23 protein-coding genes are annotated in these 24,776 nt (G+C 39.7%); 14 read left to right on the top strand and 9 right to left on the bottom strand.

Going from position 1 to position 24,776, the window contains the following annotated elements; all coding sequences use genetic code 11:
* Window positions 1-16: 16 nt before the first annotated feature.
* On the bottom strand, window positions 17-508 hold the full coding sequence (ribH, locus tag ACXZ1K_RS00635) for a 6,7-dimethyl-8-ribityllumazine synthase (RefSeq protein WP_458971444.1): 492 nt from the start codon (window positions 506-508) through the stop codon (window positions 17-19).
* A 74-nt stretch (window positions 509-582) separates the two neighbouring features.
* Window positions 583-1,251: a tetratricopeptide repeat protein gene (locus ACXZ1K_RS00630; RefSeq protein WP_458971443.1), complete on the bottom strand. Its 669-nt coding sequence runs from the start codon at window positions 1,249-1,251 to the stop codon at window positions 583-585.
* A gap of 137 nt (window positions 1,252-1,388) precedes the next feature.
* Between ACXZ1K_RS00630 and recF the strand changes: the two genes are divergently transcribed.
* Together recF and ACXZ1K_RS00620 are read left to right on the top strand one after the other, a co-directional pair.
* Window positions 1,389-2,492, top strand: a complete 1,104-nt coding sequence (gene recF, locus ACXZ1K_RS00625) for a DNA replication/repair protein RecF (protein WP_458971442.1) — start codon at window positions 1,389-1,391, stop codon at window positions 2,490-2,492.
* A complete protein-coding gene (locus ACXZ1K_RS00620) occupies window positions 2,485-2,775 on the top strand; it encodes a DUF721 domain-containing protein (RefSeq protein ID WP_458971441.1) in 291 nt (96 codons plus the stop codon). Before recF ends, ACXZ1K_RS00620 begins: the two co-directional genes overlap by 8 nt.
* Window positions 2,776-2,792: 17 nt before the next feature.
* Here ACXZ1K_RS00620 and ACXZ1K_RS00615 read toward each other — a convergent pair whose 3' ends face one another.
* The 3 genes from ACXZ1K_RS00615 to ACXZ1K_RS00605 are packed head-to-tail and all read right to left on the bottom strand — an operon-like array spanning window position 2,793 to window position 4,195.
* Window positions 2,793-2,957: a hypothetical protein gene (locus tag ACXZ1K_RS00615; RefSeq protein ID WP_457287569.1), complete on the bottom strand. Its 165-nt coding sequence runs from the start codon at window positions 2,955-2,957 to the stop codon at window positions 2,793-2,795.
* 52 nt (window positions 2,958-3,009) lie between these two features.
* The gene (locus tag ACXZ1K_RS00610; protein WP_458971440.1) at window positions 3,010-3,774 is read right to left on the bottom strand and encodes an FKBP-type peptidyl-prolyl cis-trans isomerase; all 765 of its coding nucleotides are present in this window, start codon (window positions 3,772-3,774) and stop codon (window positions 3,010-3,012) included.
* Window position 3,775: 1 nt separating this feature from the next.
* A complete protein-coding gene (locus ACXZ1K_RS00605; protein WP_458971439.1) occupies window positions 3,776-4,195 on the bottom strand; it encodes a nucleoside-diphosphate kinase in 420 nt (139 codons plus the stop codon).
* A gap of 151 nt (window positions 4,196-4,346) precedes the next feature.
* Here ACXZ1K_RS00605 and ACXZ1K_RS00600 point away from each other — a divergent pair, with 151 nt between their 5' ends.
* The 8 genes from ACXZ1K_RS00600 (at window position 4,347) to ACXZ1K_RS00565 (ending at window position 13,262) form a co-directional block, all read left to right on the top strand.
* Entirely contained in the window at window positions 4,347-5,357 is a 1,011-nt protein-coding gene (locus ACXZ1K_RS00600; RefSeq protein WP_458971438.1) for a DHH family phosphoesterase, read from the top strand.
* Window positions 5,358-5,421: 64 nt separating this feature from the next.
* On the top strand, window positions 5,422-6,417 hold the full coding sequence (locus tag ACXZ1K_RS00595) for an FKBP-type peptidyl-prolyl cis-trans isomerase (RefSeq protein ID WP_458971437.1): 996 nt from the start codon (window positions 5,422-5,424) through the stop codon (window positions 6,415-6,417).
* Between the two features lie 76 nt (window positions 6,418-6,493).
* Window positions 6,494-7,261 (top strand): TatD family hydrolase, encoded by a 768-nt coding sequence (locus ACXZ1K_RS00590; RefSeq protein WP_458971436.1) that lies wholly within the window; start codon window positions 6,494-6,496, stop codon window positions 7,259-7,261.
* A 1-nt stretch (window position 7,262) separates the two neighbouring features.
* Window positions 7,263-8,279, top strand: coding sequence for an asparaginase (locus ACXZ1K_RS00585; RefSeq protein WP_458971435.1), 1,017 nt, complete (start codon window positions 7,263-7,265; stop codon window positions 8,277-8,279).
* Window positions 8,280-8,362: 83 nt separating this feature from the next.
* Window positions 8,363-9,778, top strand: coding sequence for an MBL fold metallo-hydrolase (locus ACXZ1K_RS00580; protein WP_458971434.1), 1,416 nt, complete (start codon window positions 8,363-8,365; stop codon window positions 9,776-9,778).
* 1 nt (window position 9,779) lies between these two features.
* The gene (locus ACXZ1K_RS00575) at window positions 9,780-10,742 is read left to right on the top strand and encodes a YpdA family putative bacillithiol disulfide reductase (protein WP_458971433.1); all 963 of its coding nucleotides are present in this window, start codon (window positions 9,780-9,782) and stop codon (window positions 10,740-10,742) included.
* Between the two features lie 29 nt (window positions 10,743-10,771).
* The gene (locus tag ACXZ1K_RS00570) at window positions 10,772-11,743 is read left to right on the top strand and encodes a polyprenyl synthetase family protein (RefSeq protein WP_458971432.1); all 972 of its coding nucleotides are present in this window, start codon (window positions 10,772-10,774) and stop codon (window positions 11,741-11,743) included.
* Window positions 11,744-11,816: 73 nt separating this feature from the next.
* Window positions 11,817-13,262 carry a M28 family peptidase gene (locus tag ACXZ1K_RS00565; protein ID WP_458971431.1) on the top strand — a complete coding sequence of 482 codons (1,446 nt, stop codon included), beginning with the start codon at window positions 11,817-11,819 and terminating at the stop codon, window positions 13,260-13,262.
* A gap of 59 nt (window positions 13,263-13,321) precedes the next feature.
* Here ACXZ1K_RS00565 and creD read toward each other — a convergent pair whose 3' ends face one another.
* From creD to ACXZ1K_RS00550, 3 genes are read right to left on the bottom strand one after another with little or no spacing between them, the layout of a single operon-like run.
* On the bottom strand, window positions 13,322-14,692 hold the full coding sequence (creD, locus tag ACXZ1K_RS00560) for a cell envelope integrity protein CreD (RefSeq protein WP_458971430.1): 1,371 nt from the start codon (window positions 14,690-14,692) through the stop codon (window positions 13,322-13,324).
* 51 nt (window positions 14,693-14,743) lie between these two features.
* The gene (locus ACXZ1K_RS00555) at window positions 14,744-15,046 is read right to left on the bottom strand and encodes a winged helix-turn-helix domain-containing protein (RefSeq protein ID WP_458971429.1); all 303 of its coding nucleotides are present in this window, start codon (window positions 15,044-15,046) and stop codon (window positions 14,744-14,746) included.
* A complete protein-coding gene (locus tag ACXZ1K_RS00550; RefSeq protein ID WP_458971428.1) occupies window positions 15,043-15,663 on the bottom strand; it encodes a hypothetical protein in 621 nt (206 codons plus the stop codon). The genes ACXZ1K_RS00555 and ACXZ1K_RS00550 overlap by 4 nt, the downstream gene beginning before the upstream one ends.
* 224 nt (window positions 15,664-15,887) lie before the next feature.
* Between ACXZ1K_RS00550 and ACXZ1K_RS00545 the strand changes: the two genes are divergently transcribed.
* Genes ACXZ1K_RS00545 through ACXZ1K_RS00535 form a run of 3 tightly spaced genes read left to right on the top strand, consistent with a single transcriptional unit; the run spans window position 15,888 to window position 22,346 of the window.
* Complete coding sequence (locus ACXZ1K_RS00545) at window positions 15,888-19,175, top strand: SusC/RagA family TonB-linked outer membrane protein (protein WP_458971427.1); 3,288 nt, start codon at window positions 15,888-15,890, stop codon at window positions 19,173-19,175.
* An 11-nt stretch (window positions 19,176-19,186) separates the two neighbouring features.
* Window positions 19,187-20,761 carry a SusD/RagB family nutrient-binding outer membrane lipoprotein gene (locus ACXZ1K_RS00540; protein ID WP_458973217.1) on the top strand — a complete coding sequence of 525 codons (1,575 nt, stop codon included), beginning with the start codon at window positions 19,187-19,189 and terminating at the stop codon, window positions 20,759-20,761.
* Window positions 20,762-20,786: 25 nt separating this feature from the next.
* Window positions 20,787-22,346, top strand: coding sequence for a DUF5689 domain-containing protein (locus ACXZ1K_RS00535; RefSeq protein WP_458971426.1), 1,560 nt, complete (start codon window positions 20,787-20,789; stop codon window positions 22,344-22,346).
* Window positions 22,347-22,433: 87 nt separating this feature from the next.
* Here ACXZ1K_RS00535 and ACXZ1K_RS00530 read toward each other — a convergent pair whose 3' ends face one another.
* Entirely contained in the window at window positions 22,434-23,582 is a 1,149-nt protein-coding gene (locus tag ACXZ1K_RS00530; protein ID WP_458971425.1) for a fatty acid desaturase family protein, read from the bottom strand.
* Between the two features lie 201 nt (window positions 23,583-23,783).
* Between ACXZ1K_RS00530 and ACXZ1K_RS00525 the strand changes: the two genes are divergently transcribed.
* Window positions 23,784-24,749 carry an acetyl-CoA carboxylase carboxyltransferase subunit alpha gene (locus ACXZ1K_RS00525; RefSeq protein ID WP_458971424.1) on the top strand — a complete coding sequence of 322 codons (966 nt, stop codon included), beginning with the start codon at window positions 23,784-23,786 and terminating at the stop codon, window positions 24,747-24,749.
* Window positions 24,750-24,776: the final 27 nt, after the last annotated feature.

Here is a 24,776-nt window from a genome sequence, read left to right as displayed (position 1 = left end):
AATATTCAAAGCATTGTTATAGAGTAGCAGCAAGTTGAGCCATTTTAATAGCTGTAATGGCTGCCTCGTCTCCTTTATTGCCATGCTTTCCTCCGGCACGGTCTATGGCTTGTTGCTGGTCGTTAGTGGTCAGCACCCCAAAGATGACTGGCTTACTGTGTTTAATGCTTACGTTGGTAACACCATTGGCAACGGCATCACATATGAAGTCAAAATGTTTAGTATCTCCTTGTATTACACATCCGAGGCAAATTACTGCATCCAGATCAGTATGTTTTTTTAGTAGTATATCAGCCGCACTGGTTAATTCAAAGCTTCCTGGTACTGCAACAGAGATGATGTTGTTTTCAATAACGCCATGTTTAATCAGTGTATCGAAAGCGCCTTTGTACAGCGCACCGGTCACTTCAGCATTCCATTCTGCAACAGCAATGGCTACTTTATAATCGGCCCCGTTTGGAATAGTAGTGTGCGAGAAGTCAGATAGGTTTTTAAGTTGTGTTGCCATGTTGCAAAGATACTAGTTGGATATAAAAAAAGGCTAGCTAAACAGCTAACCTTTTGTAAAAAAGTCTTTTTGAATTACTTCACCTGAGCTTCAGCGCGACCGATAAACTCATCGATTAAAACTGCTTCCTGACTCTCAGGATATTGGGATTTAATTTTCGTATAAGCTTCCTGAGCATCTTTGTAATCTTTCAAAGTTTCGTAAACAAGGCCAAGTTTTTTCAAGAACATTGGAGAAGTAAACTTGTTGTTGCCTTTATCAGCCGCTTTTTTGTAATAAGTTGCAGCTTGTTTATAGTCTTTCAATTCGCTATAAGCATCGCCTAACAAACCTAAAGCAAGTGGATCAATAACGGTACTTCCTGTTTCAGAATATTTACCAAGCGATTCTACTGCTTTTTGGTATTCGCCTTTGCGTAAATAGATGCCTCCAAGGTAAAGGTTAGCTAAGTTTGCAGATTTAGTGTTCGCATATTCGTCTGCAATAGTTTCTAAACCAGGGTAACCGCCTTCGCCTTTTAAAGCTTTGTTGGCTAAAGAATCTGCGCCTATAAATTGCTCTGCTTTGTACATCTTTGCAGATGCTTCCTCAGCCCGGCCTTTAAGATATACGTTCTGATACCATATATATATACCTATAAGCACTACGATTGCGCCTGCAATAAACAATAGGCTTTTGGTATTTTCTTGTAAAAACGATCCCTTTCTTACCGGATGGGCTATTTCTTTTTCTGTTTCTAACATTTGATTTAAAAAAATTAAGGATTGCAAAAATACGTTTTTACATCAAAGTATCAACCTCTTTTTTAAGTATTTAATAAAACATATTAACAGCCATCTTAATTGACAATGGTAAACGGTAACTTTGAATTAGATATTATATGTGGCTAAAGAACATTACACTCCTTAATTTTAAGAATTATGCAGATGCAAGCATTAGTTTTTCTAAAACTGTAAATGCATTTGTAGGTAACAATGGTGCCGGTAAAACCAATTTATTGGATGCCATCCACTACCTGTGTCTTTGTAAAGGTTATTTTAATCCAATTGATACCCAACAAATCAAAACCAATGAGGACTTGTTTTTAATTCAGGGCGATTTTGACAGGCAGGATAAAAACGAAAAGATTACCTGTGGGGTAAAGCGCAATCAAAAGAAACAGTTTAAACGGAATAAAAAAGAGTACGATAAGCTGGCCAATCATATTGGACTATTTCCGCTGGTAATGATCTCTCCATATGATACTGCTATTATTATGGAAGGCAGTGAGGAGCGCCGCAGGTTTATGGACAACGTGATCTCGCAAACTGATGCCCATTATTTGGATGAGCTTATACTTTACAATAAGCACTTACTGAATCGCAATGCCTTGTTAAAGCAAATTGCAATTACCAAGAGTTATGATCCTTCCTTGCTGGAGATCTACAATGATCAGTTGGTGGCTTCAGGGGTTAAAATCTTCAAGAAGCGACAGGAGTTCATGTTGGATTTTATCCCGCTGTTTAATAAATATTATGAATTCATCACGGCATCAAGCGAAGTGGTTAATCTGCAATACCAGAGCCAGTTAAATGATACCGCTTTTGAACATTTGTTGTTGCAATCTATAGAGCGGGATAAGATTTTGGAGCGCACTACCACCGGCATCCATAAAGATGAGCTAGTTTTTAGCATTGCAGAAATGCCTTTGAAAAAGTTTGGCTCTCAGGGGCAGCAAAAATCTTTTGTAATTGCCTTAAAGCTGGCGCAATATGCATATCTTCAGAAGTACAAGGGGTTTAAGCCTTTGCTGTTGCTGGATGATATTTTTGACAAGCTGGATGATAGCAGGGTGAGTAAACTGATGGAAATGGTGTCTCATCATGATTTCGGCCAGATCTTTATAACGGACACAGGAAAAGACCGTGTTGTTGGTATCTTTAATGAGATACAAGTACCCCTCACATTATTTGAAGTAACGAAAGGATCCGTACATCATGCGTAAGCCGAATGATATCACGTTAAAAGAAGGAATTGGGAAATTACTAAATGTATACAAACTGAAAGGCAAGTTTGATGAAACTGCCGTAGTTGCATTTTGGCCAGAATTGATGGGTACTGCTGTTGCCAACAGAACTACGCAGATTTATATTTTTCAGAAAAAGCTTTTTATAAGACTGGAGTCCTCTGTGATTAAAAATGAGCTTTTGATGGTCAGAACCGGCATCATTCAAAAGATCAATGAACGAGCCGGTACTGAAGTCATTACAGATATAGTTTTTCTTTAAAACCTACTTGTTTGCCATCAAAATACTTTACTAACTAGCCAGATAATTAGTGCAACTACAAGTACTACTACAATTACACCTGTAACTACTCCGGCTTTAAAAATTCCCTGAACCAATTCACAACTTGAAAGTGTTGTGGTAAGCAGGGCAATAAGGGCAAGTGGAAAATATCTCTTAGTCATAAAATTTAGTTTTGTAGTATTTAACAAAATTTTATAACAATGGTTTTAGCAATTACTTTCCGTTTATTTTTAACAGCTCTACTTCAAAGATAAGTGTGCTGAAAGGAGGGATGTCGCCATTCCCAGTACCTGATTCACCATAACCTAATTGATAGGGAACGAAGAATTTGTACTTAGCGCCTGGTTGCATCAACTGAACACCCTCAGTCCACCCTGGAATTACCCTGTTAAGCGGAAAAGTAGTTGGCTCGTTTCTTTTGTAAGAACTATCGAACTCTTTGCCGTCAATCAGCGTTCCGGCGTAGTGAACGGTAACGGTATCTGTGGCTTTTGGATTGATCCCAACGCCTTTTGTGATCACCATATACTGTAACCCACTGGCAGTTACCTGCACTCCAGCTTGTTTTTTGTTATTGTCTAAGAAATCTTGATTTGCTTTCATGGCAACTGCGTATTTTGCTTTGTTTCTAATGCTTACTTCCTGATTCACATCACTAAAAAAATTGTTAATGCAGGCCTGTGCGCTTGCGTCAGATAGCAGGGCTTTCTTGTTTCCAAAGGAATCTTTTAATCCTTGAACCAGTGCTGCATAATTAAGAGAAGAAACACCGCCTTGTTTCATTTGTGATGCCATACCAAGACCGAAGGCATAACTTGCAGAATCCAGAGTTGATTTAAAAGTTACTGCCTGTGTTGTTGCAGTATTGCTTGCTTTTACTGTGGAGGTTTTTTTGGCCAGTACAGTTTTTTTACCAGTTTGCGCAAAAGTTATGGTCGCGCAGAGTGGCAATAAAAGAGTGATCAGAGACTTTTTCATATTAGAATCTTTCATCAGCTGAGAAGAAGAAATCGCCTTCTATAGCTGCATTTTCGTTTGAGTCAGAACCATGTACTGCGTTCGCATCGATAGATTTTGCATATTTCTTACGGATAGTGCCTTCAGCAGCATCAGCAGGATTGGTTGCGCCAATTAAAGCTCTGAAGTCGTCAATTGCATTGTCTTTTTCAAGGATAGCAGCAACAATAGGACCTGAAGACATGAAGCTTACCAGATCATTATAGAAAGGACGTTCCTTATGTATTTCATAAAACTTGCCTGCAGTCTCGCTGGTCAATTTAGTGTATTTTAATGCGATGATTTTAAAGCCTGCTGAAGTGATGTCACTAATGATTGCACCGATGTGTCCGTTTGCAACAGCATCAGGCTTAATCATTGTAAATGTTCTGTTTGTAGTCATTTTATTTTAAATTTTTTGCAAAATTACGTTTTATACTCTTAATATTAAAGCTTGAAATTTAGTTAACCGGTTTTGATGGTAATAGTTTTAAGGGTCACCAAATTTAATAGGCTTCAAATTATCATTAAATCATTAGCTTTGCGCCCGAAATATGTTGTCTATCACTGAAATAAAAGAGCTGCTGGCTACCCCGCAGAAAATTGTAATTACCACCCATCATAAACCAGACGGTGATGCCATGGGCTCCTCGCTGGGTTTATATGCTTACCTGATACAATTAGGACATCATGTTACCGTAATTACCCCAACGGATTATCCCTACTTTCTACACTGGTTGCCAAATAATTCAGATGTAATGATTTACACTGAAAAGCTTGCCGAAGCAGCTGAACTTGTGGCCAATGCGGCATTGATATTTTGCCTGGACTTTAACACCTTGAGCAGGATCAATGAGCTTGGGGAACTGGTGCGTGCATCTGGTGCTTATAAGATCATGATTGATCACCATTTGGAACCTGAAGATTTTGACGACTACCGTCATTGGAGTATTAATGCGTGCGCAGCGGCGCAGTTGGTATATGAATTTATCGTCAACGAGTTGAACGACGGTAAGATGATGAATAAGGACATCGCCACCTGTTTGTATACTGGAATTATGACGGATTCCGGTTCGTTCCGTTTTCCTTCTGCTACATCTTCAGTCTACAGAATTGCAGCTGAGCTGATTGACGCAGGAGCCGAGCACTGGAGAATTCATCAGTTGGTATACGATAATGCTACTGAAAACCGTTTACGCTTTTTGGGACATTGTCTTACTAATAAATTGGAGATATTGAGGGAATATAATACTGCAATCATAACGGTAAGCAGGCAAGAGCTGAATGACTATAAGATTGTAACTGGTGATACTGAAGGTATTGTGAATTATGCACTCTCAATAAATGGGATAAGACTTGCTGCATTTATTATAGAAAGAACTGATAAAGTTAAATTATCTTTGCGCTCCACTGGTGATTTTCCGGCCAACGAGATTTGTAAAAAATATTTCGACGGCGGAGGGCACAGGAATGCTGCAGGAGGTGCGTCTGATAAGGACTTACCATCTACAGTATTGGCGTTTAAAGAAATATTAAAGGAATACAAAACACAGCTGCTACAATAAACAAATAAGTGTGGTTGCTACAATTAAAATATATAAACAAACAAAAAATAATTAAAAACCAAAAATGAAGAAAAGCATAGTAATTCTTTTCGCAGCTTCACTTGGATTAGCTGCATGTAACAACTACAAAAAGGCTGAAGGAGGCCTGTTGTACCAAATCCACAAAGATGCTGGAAAAGAAAAAATAAAAGAGGGTGATCTTGTTAAGTTGAACTTTGTTCAAAAGAACGAAAGAGATTCAGTAATGTTCAGTACTTATGATATTGAGTCGCCTCAGGTATTCCCTGTTGCGAAAAAAGTTTACGGTGGCGATATGAACGACGTATTGACATTGTTTGGAGAAGGAGACAGTGCAACGTTTAAGCTTAACCTTGATACTATGGCTAAACGTACCAATCAGCCTAAACCACCGACCAATGCAAAAGATACCTACCTTGTATTTACTGTAAAGGTTGAAAAAGTATTTAAGAAAAAAGCTGGTGAAGACCAGGCCTCTTTCCAAAAGAGAGCTCAGGAATTTTTCCAGAAAGACTTTGCTGCTGCACAAGCTAAATTTAAATCTGCTGAAGCTGGTAAGATCAAATCGTATATTGCAGACAACAACCTTAAAACACAAACTACAGCTTCTGGCTTACAGTACGTGATTACTAATCCAGGTAGCGGACCTAAACCAGTTGTTGGCGATACTGTTTTAATCAATTATACAGGTCATCTTGCTACTAAAAAAGCAGATGGTACTTACCATATCTTTGATACGAGCGTAAAGAAAGTTGCTGAAGATGCTAAAATTGTTAACCCAATGGCTAAATATGAGCCAAGACCTTTCAGTATTGGTAACGCCATTCCTGGATTTGACGAAGGTTACCAGTTGATTGGTAAAGGTGGAAAGATCACTTTAGTTATTCCTTCTAAATTGGGATGGGGAGAAGCTGGTCAGCCACAAGCTAAGATTAGCCCTTATTCACCAGTAATATTTGAGATCGAGATCGTTGATATCAAGAAACCTAAACCTGGATCAGTTCCTGCACCTATCGCAATCCCTGCTCCTACAATTAAGTAATAAAGTTATCCGGATATGATCCGTGAAATGACCCTGTTGGTTACAAGCCAACAGGGTTTTTTTATTAACTTCGCCCATGCTTTTAACAGATACCCATACCCATCTCTATTATGAAACAGATGCTGAGAAACAAGCGTTGCTGATGCAGCGCTGCTTTGATGCTGATGTGAAGCGCCTTTTTTTGCCAAATGTTGATTTTACTTCTATCGCCCAAATTGAAAGTTTGGTGGCTAGTTATCCCGAGAACTGCTTTGCAATGGCCGGGCTTCACCCATGTGAGGTAAAAGAAGACTATGAGCTGGTACTGGATCAAATTTGCGAAAGCATTGTGGATAGGGAGGTGTATGCTATCGGAGAAATTGGGATAGACCTCCATTGGGATAAAAGCACTTTAGCTTTTCAGCAACAAGCTTTTAAAGAGCAAATTAAATGGGCGAAGGATTTGGATCTGCCCATCGTTATTCATTGCAGAGAAGCTTTTGACGAAGTATTTGAAGTATTGGAAAGCGAAAAAGATGATTTGCTGAGGGGGATTTTTCATTGTTTTACCGGGAATTTGGCACAGGCAACTAGCGCTATTGATTTGGGCTTTTACCTGGGTGTAGGTGGAGTAGTAACTTATAAAAATTCTGGCTTGGCAGAAGTGTTAAAGGAAGTGCCTTTAAATAAATTGGTGTTGGAGACAGATTCGCCTTATTTGGCGCCGGTACCTTATCGTGGAAAGACAAATGAAAGTAGCTATTTACCTTTTATTGCAGAAAAGCTGGCAGATATTTATAAGGTAAGCTTAGAAGAGATAGCGAAGGTTACTACTGGTAATTCTATTGATATTTTTAAAATCTAGTATGGTAAATATTCTGATTATATATACCGGTGGAACTATTGGGATGGTAAACGACCCTAAAACAGGGGCTTTAATTCCTTTTAACTTCAAGCAAATACAACAGAATGTGCCAGAATTGGAACGTTTGAACTATCGTCTTGATGTGCATTCTTTTGATCCGATACTGGATTCATCGAACATGACTCCTGTAATCTGGGCAGAACTGGCATCATTGATAGCGCGTAAATATGATGAATTTGATGGTTTTGTAATTTTGCATGGATCAGACACGATGGCTTTTACCGCCTCTGCGTTAAGCTTTATGTTAGAAAATTTAAGTAAACCCGTAGTGCTAACTGGTTCTCAGCTACCTATTGGAGAGATCCGTACAGATGCAAAGGAAAACTTAATAACCGCGCTAGAAATCGCAGCTACTAAAAATAATGGAAAAGCTATGATTCCTGAGGTGTGCATTTACTTTGACTACCAATTGTTTAGAGGGAACCGATCTATTAAATACAATGCTGAGAAATTTGAAGCATTCCGTAGCCCCAATTACAATATTTTGGCAGAAGCCGGTGTTACTCTTTCTTTTTTTAGTAATTACATATTGCCGCAGCCAGAGAAGCCCCTGGTTGTGCACCTGGAACTCAATCCAAACATAGGCGTATTAAAGTTATATCCCGGGATTTCGCAGCAGGCAGTTAAGGCAATTACCCATTCTCCGGTAGATGCGATTATTATGGAGACTTTTGGGTCTGGTAATACTACAACGGCAGATTGGTTTCTTGCATGTTTGCAGGAAGCAGTAGACAGTGGGAAAATTATTGTTGATATTACGCAATGCCAGCGTGGAGCTGTAGAATTAGGCATGTACCAGACCAGTAAGAGGCTACAGCAAATGGGCGTGGTTAGCGGGTTTGATATGACTTTTGAAGCAACTACTACTAAGCTGATGTACCTGATGGGACAAAATATTAGAAAAGAAGAAGTGGCGAGATTAATGGAGCATTCGCTACGCGGAGAATTGACTGCTTAAAGTAAATTTCATCCTGCGCTGTGTGCCTCAATAAATTATACTCGTAGTTTTGCTTTGTTAAAGATTTAGATCATATACATATTATGAAGATTGAGCAGATTTATACCGGTTGTTTAGCAGAAGCCGCTTACTATATTGAAAGCGATGGTGAAGCCGCAATTATTGATCCTTTACGCGAGGTAGAACCCTACCTCAATAAAGCCAGTAAAGGTAAAGCTGTTATCAAATATATTTTTGAAACACATTTCCACGCTGATTTTGTATCTGGACATGTTGACCTTGCTGAGAAATCAGGAGCCACTATTATATATGGTCCTACCGCAGAAACCACCTTCAAATCACATATTGCGACAGACGGAGAAGTGTTTAAAATTGGCAAACTAAGCATTACAACGCTTCATACGCCAGGGCACACGCCTGAATCCACTACATACCTGCTTCGCGATGAAGACGGAAAGCCGTATTGTATTTTTACTGGAGATACCTTGTTTATTGGAGATGTAGGCAGGCCAGACCTTGCACAAAAGGGATCCCTGACCATGGAAGATATGGCTGCCACCCTGTATGATTCTTTGCATAACAAGATTTTAATTTTGCCAGATGATGTTCTCGTTTATCCTGCACATGGAGCTGGATCTGCCTGCGGTAAGCATATGAGCAAGGAAACGTTTGATACGCTTGGTCGGCAAAAGCAGGTAAACTATGCACTTAAGGCAGAAACAAAAGAACAGTTTATTAAGGAAGTGACCTCAGGGATACTGCCTCCACCGCAATATTTTGCGAAGAATGCGGCGATGAATAAGAATGGCTACGAAAGCTTTGATGAGGTCTATGATAAAGGCTTTAAAGCGTTGTCTGCAGATGAATTTGAATTATTGGCCAATCATACCGGTGCTGTAATACTAGATACCCGGGACCCACAGATTTTCGCAAAAGGGTTTATCCCATCGGCTATAAATATCGGTCTGAACGGACAATTTGCACCTTGGGTTGGTGCTTTAATCACAGATTTGAAACAGCCCATCCTGCTGGTTGTAGACGAGGGAAAAGAGGAAGAGGCAATAACCCGACTGGCACGAGTGGGTTACGACAATACCATCGGTTATTTAGAAGGCGGCGTTGGAAGTTGGAAAGCTGCCGGTAGGGAATTAGATTATGTCTCATCTGTATTTCCAGAAGTTTTTGCCAAGTTGATCACCGAAGATCATGAAATTCCAGTATTGGACGTTAGAAAACCTGGTGAATACGAGTCTGAGCACTTAGAGCTATCACTAAGCCGACCACTTGACTACATTAATGACTGGATGGGAGAGATTGATCCAAAGAAAACTTATTACATACACTGCGCAGGGGGCTATAGGTCAATGATCGCCGCATCTATATTAAAAGCCAGGGGAGTTGAATATGTAATCGATATTGCCGGCGGTTACGGTGCTATTAAAAATACCAGTCTGAAAAGGACAGATTTTGCTTGCCCCAGTAAAGCAATGAAAGTTTAATATGGCTGAGGAGTATGATGTACTCATCATCGGTGCCGGACCGATTGGTATGGCCTGTGCAATAGGTGCAAAGGAAGCTGGCTTGAGTTATGTTATTGTTGAAAAAGGTGCGCTGGTAAATAGCTTATATAACTACCCGGTATTTATGACCTTCTTCTCTACCTCTCAAAAGCTGGAGATTGGCGGTGTTCCTTTTGTGAGCATTAGTAATAAACCTAACAGAAATGAGGCGTTAGAATATTACCGTAGGGTTGCAGAGAAATACAACCTGAAGATAAATCTCTTTGAAGCGGTAACGACAGTAAAAAAGAAGTCTGCCGATTCTTTTGAGGTGGTAACTGTTAAAACACACTATCATGTTAAGAAAGTTATCATTGCCACTGGTTTCTATGATGTTCCCGTAATGATGGATGTACCTGGCGAAGATTTGGCCAAAGTACTACATTACTATAAGGACCCGCATTTGTATGCTTTTAGCGATGTTGCAGTAGTGGGAGCTAATAATTCTGCTATTGACGTGGCTTTAGAAACATACAGAAAGGGTGCAAAAGTTACGCTGGTTGTTAGAGGGAAAGAGCTGGGTCCAAATGTGAAATATTGGGTGAGGCCTGATATCGAGAACAGAATAAAAGAAGGAGAAATTAAGGTATATTTTGAAAGCGAAGTAGCAGCCATACGAGAGCATGAAATTGATATCAGGACGCCTACAGGATTAGTGACGATAAAGAATGACTTTGTATTAGCTATGACTGGTTATCGCCCGGATTTTGACCTGTTAAGAAATCTTGGGGTGCATTTGGAGGGTAATAATTGTCCGGTATACAATCCTGAAACTATGGAAACATCCTTAAAGGGACTTTATCTTGCAGGGGTGGTTTGTGGAGGAATGGATACACACAAGTGGTTCATTGAAAATTCAAGAGTGCACGCAGATCAAATAATAGCTCATATTAAAGGAATTTAATTTATGTTTGCACACACATTTTTACCTGAATGCCGGGAATAGATCAGATAAAACTACCAATAGCTGCAGACATAGATGTATTTGAAGAAAAGTTCAAAGCTTCCATGCATAGTGATGCGCCATTATTGGATAGGATCACTCACTATATTGTAAAGCGTAAAGGCAAACAAATACGTCCGATGTTCGTGTTTTTTGCAGCCAAGCTGTGCGGAGGAATTATCGAATCTACCCATCGCGGAGCGGCATTAGTTGAACTCCTGCACACTGCGACTTTAGTACACGATGATGTGGTTGATAATGCCTATGAAAGGCGTGGTTTTTTTTCTATAAATGCATTATGGAAAAACAAGATTGCCGTACTTGTTGGTGATTACTTATTGGCCAAGGGACTTTTGCTTTCCGTAGATAATGGTGAATTCAGATTGCTTCAGATTGTTTCAGAGGCAGTTAAGCAGATGAGTGAAGGCGAACTTTTACAAATAGAGAAGGTACGGCGGATGGACATTAGTGAGGAGCTTTATTATGATGTTATCCGTCAGAAAACAGCTTCGCTGATTGCATCATGCTGTGCATGTGGAGCAGCATCAGCAGGTGCGGATGAAGTTACTGTAGAAAAGATGCGTTTATTCGGCGAAAAGGTAGGAATTGCTTTTCAGATAAAGGATGATACCTTTGATTTTGGGACTGATGATGTGGGCAAACCGTTGGGTATCGATATTAAGGAAAAAAAGGTAACGTTGCCATTAATATACGCTTTAAACAGATCAGACAAATCTGAGAAAAAGAGAATTATTAACTTGGTAAAGAACCACAAAGATGATCCGATAAAGATACAGGAGATCATTCATTTTGTAAATGAAAAGCAGGGTGTTCATTATGCCAACGAGAAAATGAAACAGTACCAGCAAGAAGCTTTTGATATTCTATACACTTTCGAGCCAGGTGATGCAAGAACAGGTCTTGAGCAGCTTGTTAGGTATACTACTGAGCGAAAAAAATAAATTTTCAACAATTATTGCGATTATTCTTTAATATGCTGATCAAAATATTCTATTTTGATCAAAATTTCCTTCTATGAGAACTTTCTCGTTGCTATTCCTGTGTTTTATTTCGTCTATTGTTGAAGCTCAGGACGATTTTAGTGCTGTTTTTGCTAAGATTAATGCTGAAGTACAAAGCAATTCTAGAGCTTACGCAACTTTAAAAGACGCAACCACTACTATAGGTCACCGCTTAACGGGTTCTGCTAATGGCGCAAAGGCAGAAGAGTATGCGTATAACCTTCTAAAATCTTACGGTTTAGTTGTGCGTTATCAGCCTTTTGAAGTGGAGAGTTGGAGCAGATTAACCAATGAAACTAAAATAGGAGATACTAAGGGACAATTGCTAAAAGTTGAGACCGTAGCGTTAGCGCACTCTCCTGTAAAAGCAAATGTGAGTGGAGAACTTGCCGATATGGGAAATGGTTTGGAATCAGATTATCTGGAGAACCCCAATAAAGTTAAAGGCAAAATAGCGTTGGTTTATTTAGGAGTTTTACCGGGTTCGCCAGTAGGAACCATTTCATTACACCGTTCTGAAAAAACAGCGATAGCCATCAAATATGGCGCTTCAGGAATAATCATAATTAATGGTGTAAAGGGAGGAGTATTACTTACAGGAACGGCATCAGTGACTGGTAAACTTATTCCAATACCTGCAGTTTGCATTGGTCTGGAAGATGGTTTGGCGATTAAAGAAAAGCTAAAAACAAAAAAGCAGTTCGCAAGCCTGAACATGACAAATTTCTCAGGTATGATTAGAGCCAGAAATGTAATTGCCACGGTTAAAGGAACAGCGTTACCTGACGATAAAATTGTTGTTGGGGGACACTTAGATAGTTGGGATCTAGCAACAGGGGCGATTGATAACGGTATTGGCTCTTTCTCGATAATTGATATGGCCAGAACGTTTAGCAGACTTCATTTAACTACAATGCGTACGGTAGAATTTGTTCTCTTTATGGGAGAAGAAGAAGGTTTACTAGGCTCTAAAGCCTATGTGGATGAGGCCAAAGCTGCAGGTAAATTAGGCTTGGTAAAGTTTATGCTCAATTATGACATGACCAATGATCCGAAAGGGTTTAGTACCACGAGGTCTGAAATGAAAGACCTATTCACAACCTGGGGTAGCCAAATCGTTAAGTTGGATACCGGGTTTAAGAATCTGTTCTCTGCAGGTGCTGGATTGCACAGTGATCATCAACCTTTTATGTTGCAAGGTATTCCGACAGGCGGAGGAGCAGGTGGCCAGCTGCCAAACAATTCCAGCCCATATTATCACTCTAACGGAGATGTTTTCAAACTTGTAGATGAGCAGGGGATGAAAAACACAGTTCGCTACAGCGCAATGCTAACCTATGCATTGGCCAATACGCCTACCCTGCCAGTTACGCAACAAGGAGATGAGGCGGTCAAGTTATTTTTGCAAGAGAATAAGTTAGAGGAGCCATTAAGGATTGCCGGCGAATGGAGATGGTAGTAAAAACAAAAAGGCCGACCCATGTATGAGGATGAGTCAGCCAAAATGCAGTCTTTAAATTAGACTGTTGCGAGCGATTGTTTTGTTATGTTGACTCTAACAGAGAAATACATCAAGCAGGCTACGGTAATAAATAGGCCGATACTTCCAAACAGCAAGGCAAGATCCTGCAGTTGGATGATCACATAGATAAAGCTGTAAAATATTCCAAGTATAGCTGAAAAGGCAAGGGCCGGTTTTCTATTTTTCAGGAATGCTCCAACGAAAATACTAACCAGTGTAATTGTAGCTAGGGAAGCAATAAGGTAAGCCAGATCAAAACCAATCTGTTCTGAAAATGACAACAGTAATGCATAATAGATAATCATTGCAGCACCAATCAGTACGTATTGAAGCAAGTTTACCTTAGTTTTCTGTAGCAACTCGATGAAAAATAACGATACAAAGCTCAATAGAATGATCAAGATAGAGTATTTTGCTGATCTCATTGTTTTCTGATATTGATCAACAGGCAGTAGAAATTTGACCCCAAACGTAGCTTTTTCTTTATTTTCCTTGCTCATAGTCTGCATGTTTCCAATCCATTGCTGCGGAAATGGCCTATTAAAATTTGACATCTTCCATGTGCTGGAAAATTTGTTTGTGGTGATATTTCTTTGATCTGGGAGGAAATTGCCACTAAAACTTGGGTTGTTCCACTTGCCCCCTAAATCAACTATAGTGTTTTTTCCAAGATGAAGGAAACTCAATTCTCCACTGCCTCTAAGATCTAGATCGTAACTAAACGTAACTGCAGAATTTTTGGTTGTTGAGAGATTGATCTGAACCGCCAAACTGTTTTGGAATAGGTTTTCTTGTGCGAAGTCTGGCTCCGGAGTGAAAATGGAATCTCCAAGTTTGATTTTCGGCGTGTTCTTTAAACCCTTAAAGTCAGTCAATCCTGCAATTATTTTGGCTTTGTCCCATTGAATCATCTCTGGGTTGATTCCTGATTTCTTGATCTCAAGGGCGCTAAACTTTCCACTCACTTTAATTTTAGAGGTGTAAACAACCGCGTCAAATATCCCTCTGTGCAAGACTTCAGGAGAAACATCGCCTTTTATGTTCAGGTCTTCTGGTAGTACGTATAGGGTGGAAAGCACTTCTCGATAAGATATTTTACCAGCGGTATCAGTACTCTTTACTAATGATTTTATTGGCAACTGAAGTACCGGACTTTCAATTAACTGGTTGCCGGACCATTTGGAGGCGACCTCACTTACAACTTCATCACTTCGTATTTCGCGTTCGGAAATTAGTGATTGTACCCAAGATGATGGAAGGAGTAGTACGACTGTGAGCATACCGATAAGGAATAATTTGATGCCAACTGATTCATTAACTTGTGTCATGAATGATTTTTCTACTGGGAATGGTGTTTGATTTTCCATGTTGTTGTTTTTGAAAGTACTTTGTAATTCAAAGTATGTGAATAAAAAAAATTATAGTTGTTGTTGTTTAATTAAATTTTCAAGGGCTTGCAGATGTTTCTTAAATGCCGCGCGACCAATCGGAGAAGCAGTGTATGTTGTATTGGGCTTTTTGCCTTGGAAAGATTTATAAATGATAATATACTCTTCTTTTTCCAGCGCTTTAAGATGAGAGGCCAGGTTGCCATCAGTAACTGCTAAAAGTTCCTTGAGTGAGTTGAAGTCGTAGTTTTCATTCACAACTAATACACTCATGATCTGTAAGCGAATCCTGTTCTCAAATGCTTTATCGAAATGTTCTAACACTGATTTCACTTGTCGTACCTAAAGTGCATTATTGAACCATATACAATATGAAGAACGCCGAAACCTATGGTCCAAAATATAATGCCATACCCAGGAAGGCATGCGGCCAGTAGTCCTAATATTATTTCATAGATACCCAGCCATTTTACGTCAGTAAAAGTGTAATGACTTCCGGCGACTAGCGCCAAACCGTAAAAGACAAGACAAGCTGGAGCGATGATCCCATAATATCCCCTTAACAATAGGATAATAATCAATATCCCTCCGGTAACAAGCGGGATGGCCATGTTGATAAGCAGATTTTTACTACTTGGATTCCAGATTTTTTCACCCTTTCTTTTTGCTTTTTTTAGAGTTAGCGCTACTCCTGTGATAATTGACAGTAATAGCACCGCCACAGCGATCACAAGTAGTTGGAGAATGATCTCACTTTCATTGATATAGTAATCACGGTAATCAAATCCACCCGAATTGCCGTAAACAATGTAATAACCCATTGCAGCGCCTACTATTGCATAAATTCCGGCCATTACTCCTGACAATCCACTTAAGGATATGAATTTAGCAGATCGCTCCATCAGATTTCTGATGGAAGCAAGTTCGGAATAGATTTCTTTGTCTTCCATAAAAGTACTTTGTAATTCAAAGTAAGTTAAAGTATTCCACATATGCAAATAACATCGTATAAAATAGTTTTTATGTAATACTGCCTTACTTGTTTGTTAAGGAAGTAACAAACTATATACTAAACGACAATACCAAGTTAACAGGTGCTTAATAATCTCTTAACGGGTTGAATTGATCTTTGCAGCGAATCAGAACTTTGTATTAAATGCAAAAATCATCACAAATGAATAAAAACTTTACCAAAAAAAGGCGATCAACTTTCACCGATAAGATTGCTTTGGCAGTGTTTGCCATATCGGTTTCTATGTTGCCACAGCATCTGTACGCATCGAAATACAATCATGCTATCGGAGATTTCTATCAGGAGCTGGTTACTGTAAAGGGAACGATTCTTGATTTTAAGGACAGTCAGCCCTTGCCTGGCGTCACCATCACAGACAAAGACGGTAAAGTGCTTGGGCTTACCAATACCAATGGCGAATTTACAATCAAAGTTACAAAAGGCACAGAATTAACTTTTAGTATGATTGGTTATTCTTCGTCAAGAGCGATCGCGAATAGTACTCAGAATAGTTTGATCATTAAGTTAACGGAATCTGCGAGTGATCTAAATGAAGTTGTTGTAACAGCTTTAGGAATAAAGCGCGAAGAAAAATCATTGGGTTATTCAGTTACCAGAGTAGACAGTACGCAGCTTACTAATGCCGTATCTAGTAACTGGACAGATGCGTTATCTGGCAAAGTAGCCGGACTAAACCTAGTTAGAAATAGTGGTCCAGCTGGTTCAAACAAAATTATCCTCCGTGGCGAAAATAACCTGACGGGTGACAATGAAGCCTTAATTATCATTGATGGAGTTGTAGCAAGTAGCAGTTCCAGACGTACAGCAGCTACAGGTGGGGGAGTGTATGGTACATCAGGTGACGTTTTGCCACCAGATTTTGGTAGCGGTTTGAACGATTTAAATCCAGACGACATTGAAAGCGTGACGGTACTTAAAGGTCCGGGAGCATCTGCATTATATGGCCAGCGAGGGGCCAATGGTGCAATTATCATAACCACGAAATCTGGAAATCCGAACCGTAAGACACTCGGTATTACCTTTACGTCAAATAATACATGGGAAGAGGTGAACCGCGGACCAGATATTCAGCAAGAATTTGGTCAGGGTCAGTTTGGTGTATCCTATTTCTCCTATGGCGCTGGTGAAGATGGTGCTAATACCAATGCGACAAGCGCTTCCTGGGGAGCTCCATTTTCCGCAGGAGGATCCTATTATCAATATGATCCCGCTTTGAAAGGGAGAGGCGCGGTGAGAACTCCATGGGTAGCGTATCCAAATCCAATAGATGCCTTTTTTAAAACAGGTTTCGAAAATAATAACTCGCTAAGTGTGGATGCCAACGTGAAAAAAGTTGCACTGCGGTTTTCTATAAACCATGGTGAAAATGACTGGATTGTTCCCAATACTGGTTTGGAGCGCACGAATGCAACTGTAACTGCGAATGCCAACATTACCAAGAAGCTGAACCTCTTTGTTAAGGCGAATTATAGCAACAGGTTTAGTGATAATTTACCAGCTACGGGTTATGGTAACCAATCTTTAATGTATTGGTTTATGTTCGCACAACCTAATGTCAATACAGATTGGTACAAAGATTATTGGGCATCTCCTGCACTTACATATCGTCAGTTTGTAAATATAACTACTACTAATCCTGAAAGTCCTTATGCAATTTCCGAGCAGTACCTTAATGCTCAGCAAAGAAACGGTGTAACCGGTAATATACAAGCGACTTACAAGTTTACAAATGAGTTGAGCCTGTTGTTGCGCACTACTTATGATATGGTGCACGACGAAAGACAAACACTTAGGCCATATGATGCTTCTGGTAATAAGTTTGCTCAAGGGTCTTACCGGGAGCAATACATCAATTCTTATGAACTGAATGGAGACTTTCTATTAAAATACAATAAAAAGATTAGCGGTGCTTTTAATTTGAATGTCACTGCAGGTGGCAGTCAGTTGAAAAATGAATATCACAAAGATGAACTACGTGCTGATGGGTTGAAAATTCCCAATATTTACAGACTGGATAATAATGCCAATCCCCTGGTTTCGGTTCCGGATACTGCCAGATATAGGATCAATAGCTTCTATGGAGCTGTTGGACTGGCTTACAAAAACTATCTATTCCTTGATATAACCGGTCGTCAGGATTGGAACAGTGTTCTGTCTACGCCAAGAAGACTGTCTAGTGCTGCTGGGTCAGGAGATGTGAGCTTCTTCTATCCCTCTGCAAATTTAGCTTTCGTTGCTTCAGATCTCTGGAAGATGCCACAAGCTATTAGTTTCCTTAAATTTAGAGGATCTGTTTCTCAGGTGGGTAGCGGTGGTACAACCCCTTACCGCACATCTTATACGTATATTTTAGCTGGAAATGGTATTTATCCAGATACAGCAATGACGAACCCTACGGTATTACCAAACGAAAACTTAAAACCTCTAAAAACAACAACCATTGAATTGGGGATGGACTTAAGGTTATTTAAAAGTAGGTTAAATCTGGATTTGGCGGTTTATGCCGGTAACACTAAAAACCAAATTCTTGCACGTCAGCTTGATCGTGCCTCTGGTTACAATGTCGCAACGTTCAATGCCGGGAGAGTAGATAACCGAGGTATTGAAGTTGCATTAAATGGTACGGTGATACAAACTAGAAAATTTACATGGACGCTCAATGGAACGTTTTCTGCCAACAGAAATAAAATTAAAGAGTTGGTAGACAGTTCGGTTGTGTTGAGGACCGGTGCGTTAGGTGGTGGACAGGTTGTAGCCAACGTAGGTGGAAGTATGGGCGATCTTTATGGAAGAGGTTTTGTCCGTTCCCCAGATGGTCAGATTGTATTTGATGAGGTCACCGGTAATGCGAAAGTGAATACAACAGACCTGATCTATTTAGGTAATACTGTACCAAAGTTTAGATTCAGTTTCGGCACTGGCGTTACCTACAAAAATATTAGTGTGACTGGATTGTTTGATGCCCAATTAGGTGCCGTTGGTCATTCTTTGACGTTTTCAAGAATGGCCGCTTTAGGTAAACTCAAGATTACCTTGCCAGGAAGATATAATGGTATCATCGGTCCCGGGGTGGTGCAAAATGCCGATGGAACCTTCCGTCCAAACGATGTTATTGCCACCAATTTTGAAAACTACTATACTGCCCTTTATGGATCCGATCAGGCTGAAGGAAGTGTATTTAGAACAGATTACCTAAAATTCAGGGAGGCAAATATCACCTACAGCTTGCCTAAAAGGCTGGCCACCAGTATGGGGCTAAGCAGGGTGACCATAGGCGCCTATGGTCGCAACCTATTTATTTGGTCGCCTTGGCCGGCATTTGATCCCGAGTTCGGTACGCTTGCTGGGTCCGACATTCAGCAAGGTTTTGAAACAGGACAGTTGCCTTCTACCCGAAGTTTCGGTGCACGTTTAGTTGTTGGTATTTAATTTTTAAGATGATGAAAAAATTTATAAACATACATAGTAATGCTGCCATAATCCTACTTGGTATTGCCATGTTATTTTCTTCTTGTGCTAAGGATTTTGATGAGGTCAATACAGATCCTGTTGGCGATAGTACGACCACTCCAAACAGATTGCTTGCACCTGCGTTAGTTAACGTTTTGTCCGCCAATATGAATCGTAACCGCACGTTTAATAATGAGTTGATGCAGGTTACTGTTAATTTAAGCGACGCAGATGCGCAAGTTTTTAGGTATGACTTTAGAAGAACCTGGGCAGACTATACCTGGAATGCCTGGTATCCTGAACTTACCAATTTTAAGGATATTTACGTACTTGCAAGTAATCCAACTAGGCTAAACAAGTCGTATCAGGCGATTTCATTAATCACGCAATGCTGGGTGAGTTCTTTGCTAACTGACACTTATGGTGATGTTCCTTATTCGCAAGCTAACCAAGGTAAATTTGGTGTTTTTGAACCAGCTTATGATAGACAGAAAGATATTTACTTAGATATGTTCAAGAAGCTGGAAGAAGCTAATACACTTCTTGAAGCTGGTTTCCCAATTGTAAGTACTGGCGATCCGGTTTATCAAGGGGATGTTTTCAAATGGAGAAGGTTAGGTAATTCAATGTATTTGAGGTTGTTAATGCGACTGTCTGGAAAGTCAGAAGTATCAGTTCAAGTCATTTCAAAAATCAAGGAGATCGTCGACTCTAATCCTGGTAAATATCCGATTATGTTAGATAATTCGCATACTGCGAAAATATTATGGAATGGTACCAATAGCAGTAGCGCTGTCTACTCATCGCCCCATATGATTAATGTTAGGCCAGTAGATTTTAGAGGTCCTGCCATAACAGAGTTTTTTATAGATCGGTTAAGAAACTGGGATGATCCAAGATTAAGACCCGCTTTAGGTAAAAACAGCACGCCAAGATTTGGGATAGCACAGGGCCCAAGCGGATTTATTGGGGTTCCAAGTGGATATGCCCAGGGTTCAGGGGTTCCGAAACAAGCCTATTTTTATTCCGATGCTCAGGATGCAGGTTATACGTTGCAAACTGACCCATATACCGGTATCATCATGAATGTTGCTGAGGTTGATTTTATTTTGGCAGAAGCAGCTGCCAAAGGATTCATTAGCGGTTCAGGAGAAACATATTACAATAAAGGAATCGTTGATGCAATCAACTACTGGTTGCCAGGCTATATGTCGAAAGTAACAGATGCAAACTTCACCACGTTTGTTAAAGCAGCTGATATTGAATGGGATAATTCTTTACCCCTGGAAAGTAGTTTGGCGGGTGTAAGTAGTAAAATGGAATTAATATTTATACAAAAATATTACGCCCTGTTTTTAGTAGACTTCCAACAATGGTTTGACTACAGAAGGACAGGCCATCCATTCCTTCCAAAAGGTGTGGGTCTTGCTAACGGCGGTCAGATGCCAGCAAGACTTAACTATCCGATAATAAGTCAGTCGGCTAATCCTACAAGCTATAAAAATGCGATTGCTGCGCAGGGAGCAGATGATATCAATACAAAAGTTTGGTGGCAAAAGCCATAATTTATAAAACTCGAATAATACAATTATGAGAAAGATATTAATGAATTGTTTGGTGATGGTGGCAATGGCCATTGTCTGGATGGGTTGTGAGCGGGATGAGGATTACCTCATCGGAACTCCAAGTTCATATATTGCCAACCTTGACCTAAGAAAGTTATATAAAGGTTCAGATGTGACTTTGACCAGTGAGAATATGAGAGGTGCAACATATGTCAGAGGCCAGGTAATTTCCGACCATTCTGAAAACAACTTGCCAGCCGGCTTATTGGTTATCCAAAACTTGAGAACAGCGGGAAACGGTATCGATTCTTTAAGAGGAATTGCAATTAATATTGGTGCGGATGCTACAAAATATGTTCCGGGAGATTCAGTTCACGTTAAGATTGAAGGTGCTATATTAAAGAGGGTTGATGGGATTCTTACCATTACTGGTGTTTCCAGTGCTGACGTAGAAAAAAAGGCATCTGGCAAACCAGTTATACAAAATAGAGGATTTGGAAACCTGATCACTAAATTTCCCGATAGGTTTGAAAGTACCTTACTTAACATCTGGAAAGGCACATATAACCCAACGTTAGCTGCAGGAACAACATTGTCCGGTATTAAAACCTTAAATGATGGTACATCCGACTTACTGATGGAAACCTTACCAGGAGCAAAGTTTGCCAGTGTGGTGCCACCATATTCTGGTAATTATAAAGGGATAATTTTTAATAAGATTGCAACAGATGGAAAGCTAGTTCCTACACTGAGGGTTCGTAATACCAATGATATGGTGGCTCTAAGTTCTACGGTTGATATTCCTGAGTTTGTTATTTCAGGATTTATTAATGACCCAAATGGAGGAGATGGCAATAACGAATATATTCAGTTTAGGGCTACTCGGGATATCAACTTTGCGGTTACACCGTTTAGTATATGTACCTCGAATAATGCAGGTGCATCGAATCCCACAGGTTTCCCGTTGAATGGTTGGGCAACAGGTGGCCTAAAGACCTATAAGATCGAATTGAAGTCGGGTACTGTAGCTAAGGGCGAATTCTTTTACGTTGGTGGTGTTAATAAATTGATTGCCGGACCAAACTCGACTTCAATAGCTTCTGCTAAATGGATTGCTGCACTGAACTATAATACATCGAGTCCAAAGTTCAATTCTACACAAGCTAACTTTGGACAAGCTACTACCAATTTATTGGCGAACAGTGGAAATGCCTTTGGAATCGCGGCCTTTAGAGGCATCGAGATTACTGAAAAAAGTGTGCCTATCGATGTAGTTTGGGTACATGATGGAGGAAGTCTTTACCAGGCAAATCCAGCAGTTGGGTATCGGATTGGAAATACTGATATCTATGACATTATTGATCCTTCCAATGGTAACTCTCAGCCTTTTTACCTGTCGGGATCTAATAAACAAAAATTTCTATACACTTCTCCGACCGATGTAAGCTTTTTCTATATCCTTGGGGGTACTTTTGACACTGTGTTGAGTAAATGGACTGGAGCAAGATCACAGACAAATGTTAGATTGGCCAAAACAGCTTCAATTGCTGAGATTGAAGGAGATAATGCGACAGCTATTAAATAGTAAATAAACTTTGGGCATTAACCATTACAAACTTCAGGCAGTTACTTTTTTATGGGTAATACTGTCTGAAGTTTTTTTTACAATATATTAAGCGTAGACAGCTGATACCTTTCTTGTATAAGTGCAGGAAGCTTTGTTAATGTATCTATTTTCTTTGTAAGCTTCTTTGCCTAATCGCCTTAAGATTTTGTAGTGCGAAACTAGGGCACCACCAAAAGTATCACTGTAAATATACGGCAAGTTATATTCTGCTGCGGTTTCCTGCACAATTAAGCCAATGGCAGGATAATGTATGTGACAAACTTTTGGGAACAAGTGATGTTCTATTTGCCGGTTTAATCCTCCGCAGAGAAATCCTGCAAGTCTGCTCTTAATTGCGAAGTTTGCCGTGGTTTGTAGCTGATGGACCGCCCAGGCCTCCTCAATGTTGCCATCTTCATCAGGAAAGGGGAAGCTTGTACCTTCAACTACATGCGCTAATTGAAAAACTAAACCCAGAACCAGGCCCTGTGCGAACTGCATTGCCATAAAGCCAATGAGGAACTGCCACCAGGTTACATTCATTACGATTAATGGAAGCACAATGAAAAGCACATAATATATTCCTTTATACAAAAAAAGCTTATAATATTCTATCCTTGGATGATCACATACATGCTCCCCAATTTTTTTCTGGAAGAATTTCTTATAATCTTTTCTGAACACCCATGATAACATGGCCAGGCTATACAGTCCAAACGCATAGAAATGCTGATAGCGTTGCAACTTGTTCACTGTTTCTGACTCAGAGAATCGTATCAATCCGGGTGCAACATCAATGTCCTCATCATGTCCAGCAATATTGGTGTAAGTGTGGTGAACAATGTTATGGCAAATATTCCATACATATGGGCTTGCACCGATAAGATTAAATACAAAACTAAAAGCAGCATTTACTTTTGGATTTGATGAGAATGATTTATGTATGGCATCATGACAAATGTTAAATCCGACAAAGGCACCGGTAATCCCTAGTAATACGGCAGCGATTAGTGTAAGCGGTAAACCTGTATTTCCAATAAGAACGAAAAGATAAAGGCAGGTTAATACAGTCAAGAAAAATATGGCTTTGAACCACATTGCACCATTTGCATGTGTAGATAAATTGTTGTCAAGAAAATATTGATCAACACGTTTTCTTACAGTGGCGTAAAAAGTTGATTTGTTGGCATTGGTAAACTTAATCTTTCTCGCCATTATTTTTATTAATCAGTAAATTAAATTGTTATCCCTTGGACTGATAGCTAATGTAGTACAATTATGTATAGGTTGTTTACAATCAGACGTTATTATTAAGTTACGAAAACTGATCCATTAAAGTTTTGTTTCCAAATTAGTTATGCTTTAAATTGAAAGTATCTGCATTAAAAATAAAATTCCTATTTTTACAGCCCGCTTATGGAACAGATAAAAACATCATTTGATTTTGAAAAGCCTTTGGCTGAATTGGTACAGCAGATTGATAAGGTGAAACAGGTTGCCGATAAAACAAAAGTAGATATGTCTGCCACTTTAACTGAATTAGAAGAGAAGTTAGTGGAAACCCAGAACAATCTTTATGGCAATTTGACCGGCTGGCAAAAGGTACAGATGTCCAGGCATCCGGAAAGACCACAAACCCTCGATTACATCAGTATGATTTGTGAGGACTTTATCGAGATGCATGGTGATAGAACTGTAAAAGACGATAAGGCAATAATTGGTGGCTTTGCTACTATTGATGGACAGTCGGTTATGGTGATCGGTCATCAGAAAGGCAAAAACACTAAAGAACGTCAATATCGAAATTTCGGTATGGCTAATCCCGAAGGTTACCGAAAGGCATTACGCCTAATGCGACTTGCTGAGAAGTTTAACAAACCTGTAATTTCTTTTATTGATACCATGGGCGCGTATCCTGGCCTTGAAGCTGAAGAGCGAGGTCAGGGAGAAGCTATTGCGAGAAACTTATTGGAAATGTCAATTTTAAAAGTTCCTATTCTTTGTTTTGTAGTCGGTGAGGGTGCTTCGGGCGGTGCTTTAGGTATTGGTATTGGTGATAAAGTTTACATGCTTGAGCACACCTGGTATTCCGTGATTTCACCTGAGTCATGCTCATCCATATTATGGAGAAGCTGGGATTATAAAGAAAGGGCCGCAGATTGTCTTAAACTTACTTCAGATGACATGTTTAAAAACCAACTGATAGATGGCATCATAAACGAACCTCTTGGTGGTGCACATCAGAATCCTGAAGCTATGGCCGAAACAGTAAAGCAACAAATTATAAAAGACCTTAAAGAATTAAAGAAAGAGAAAACCGAGAAGATGATCTCCAATAGAATTGATAAATTCTGTGCAATGGGTGTTGTTGTTGAAGGATAAAAACAAATCTTCGTCATTATATAAAAG

It is taken from the genome of Pedobacter jaeyakensis, assembly GCF_054461315.1.
The sequence above is the reverse complement of the archived record's forward strand: the minus strand, read 5'-3'. Positions and strand labels throughout refer to the sequence as shown.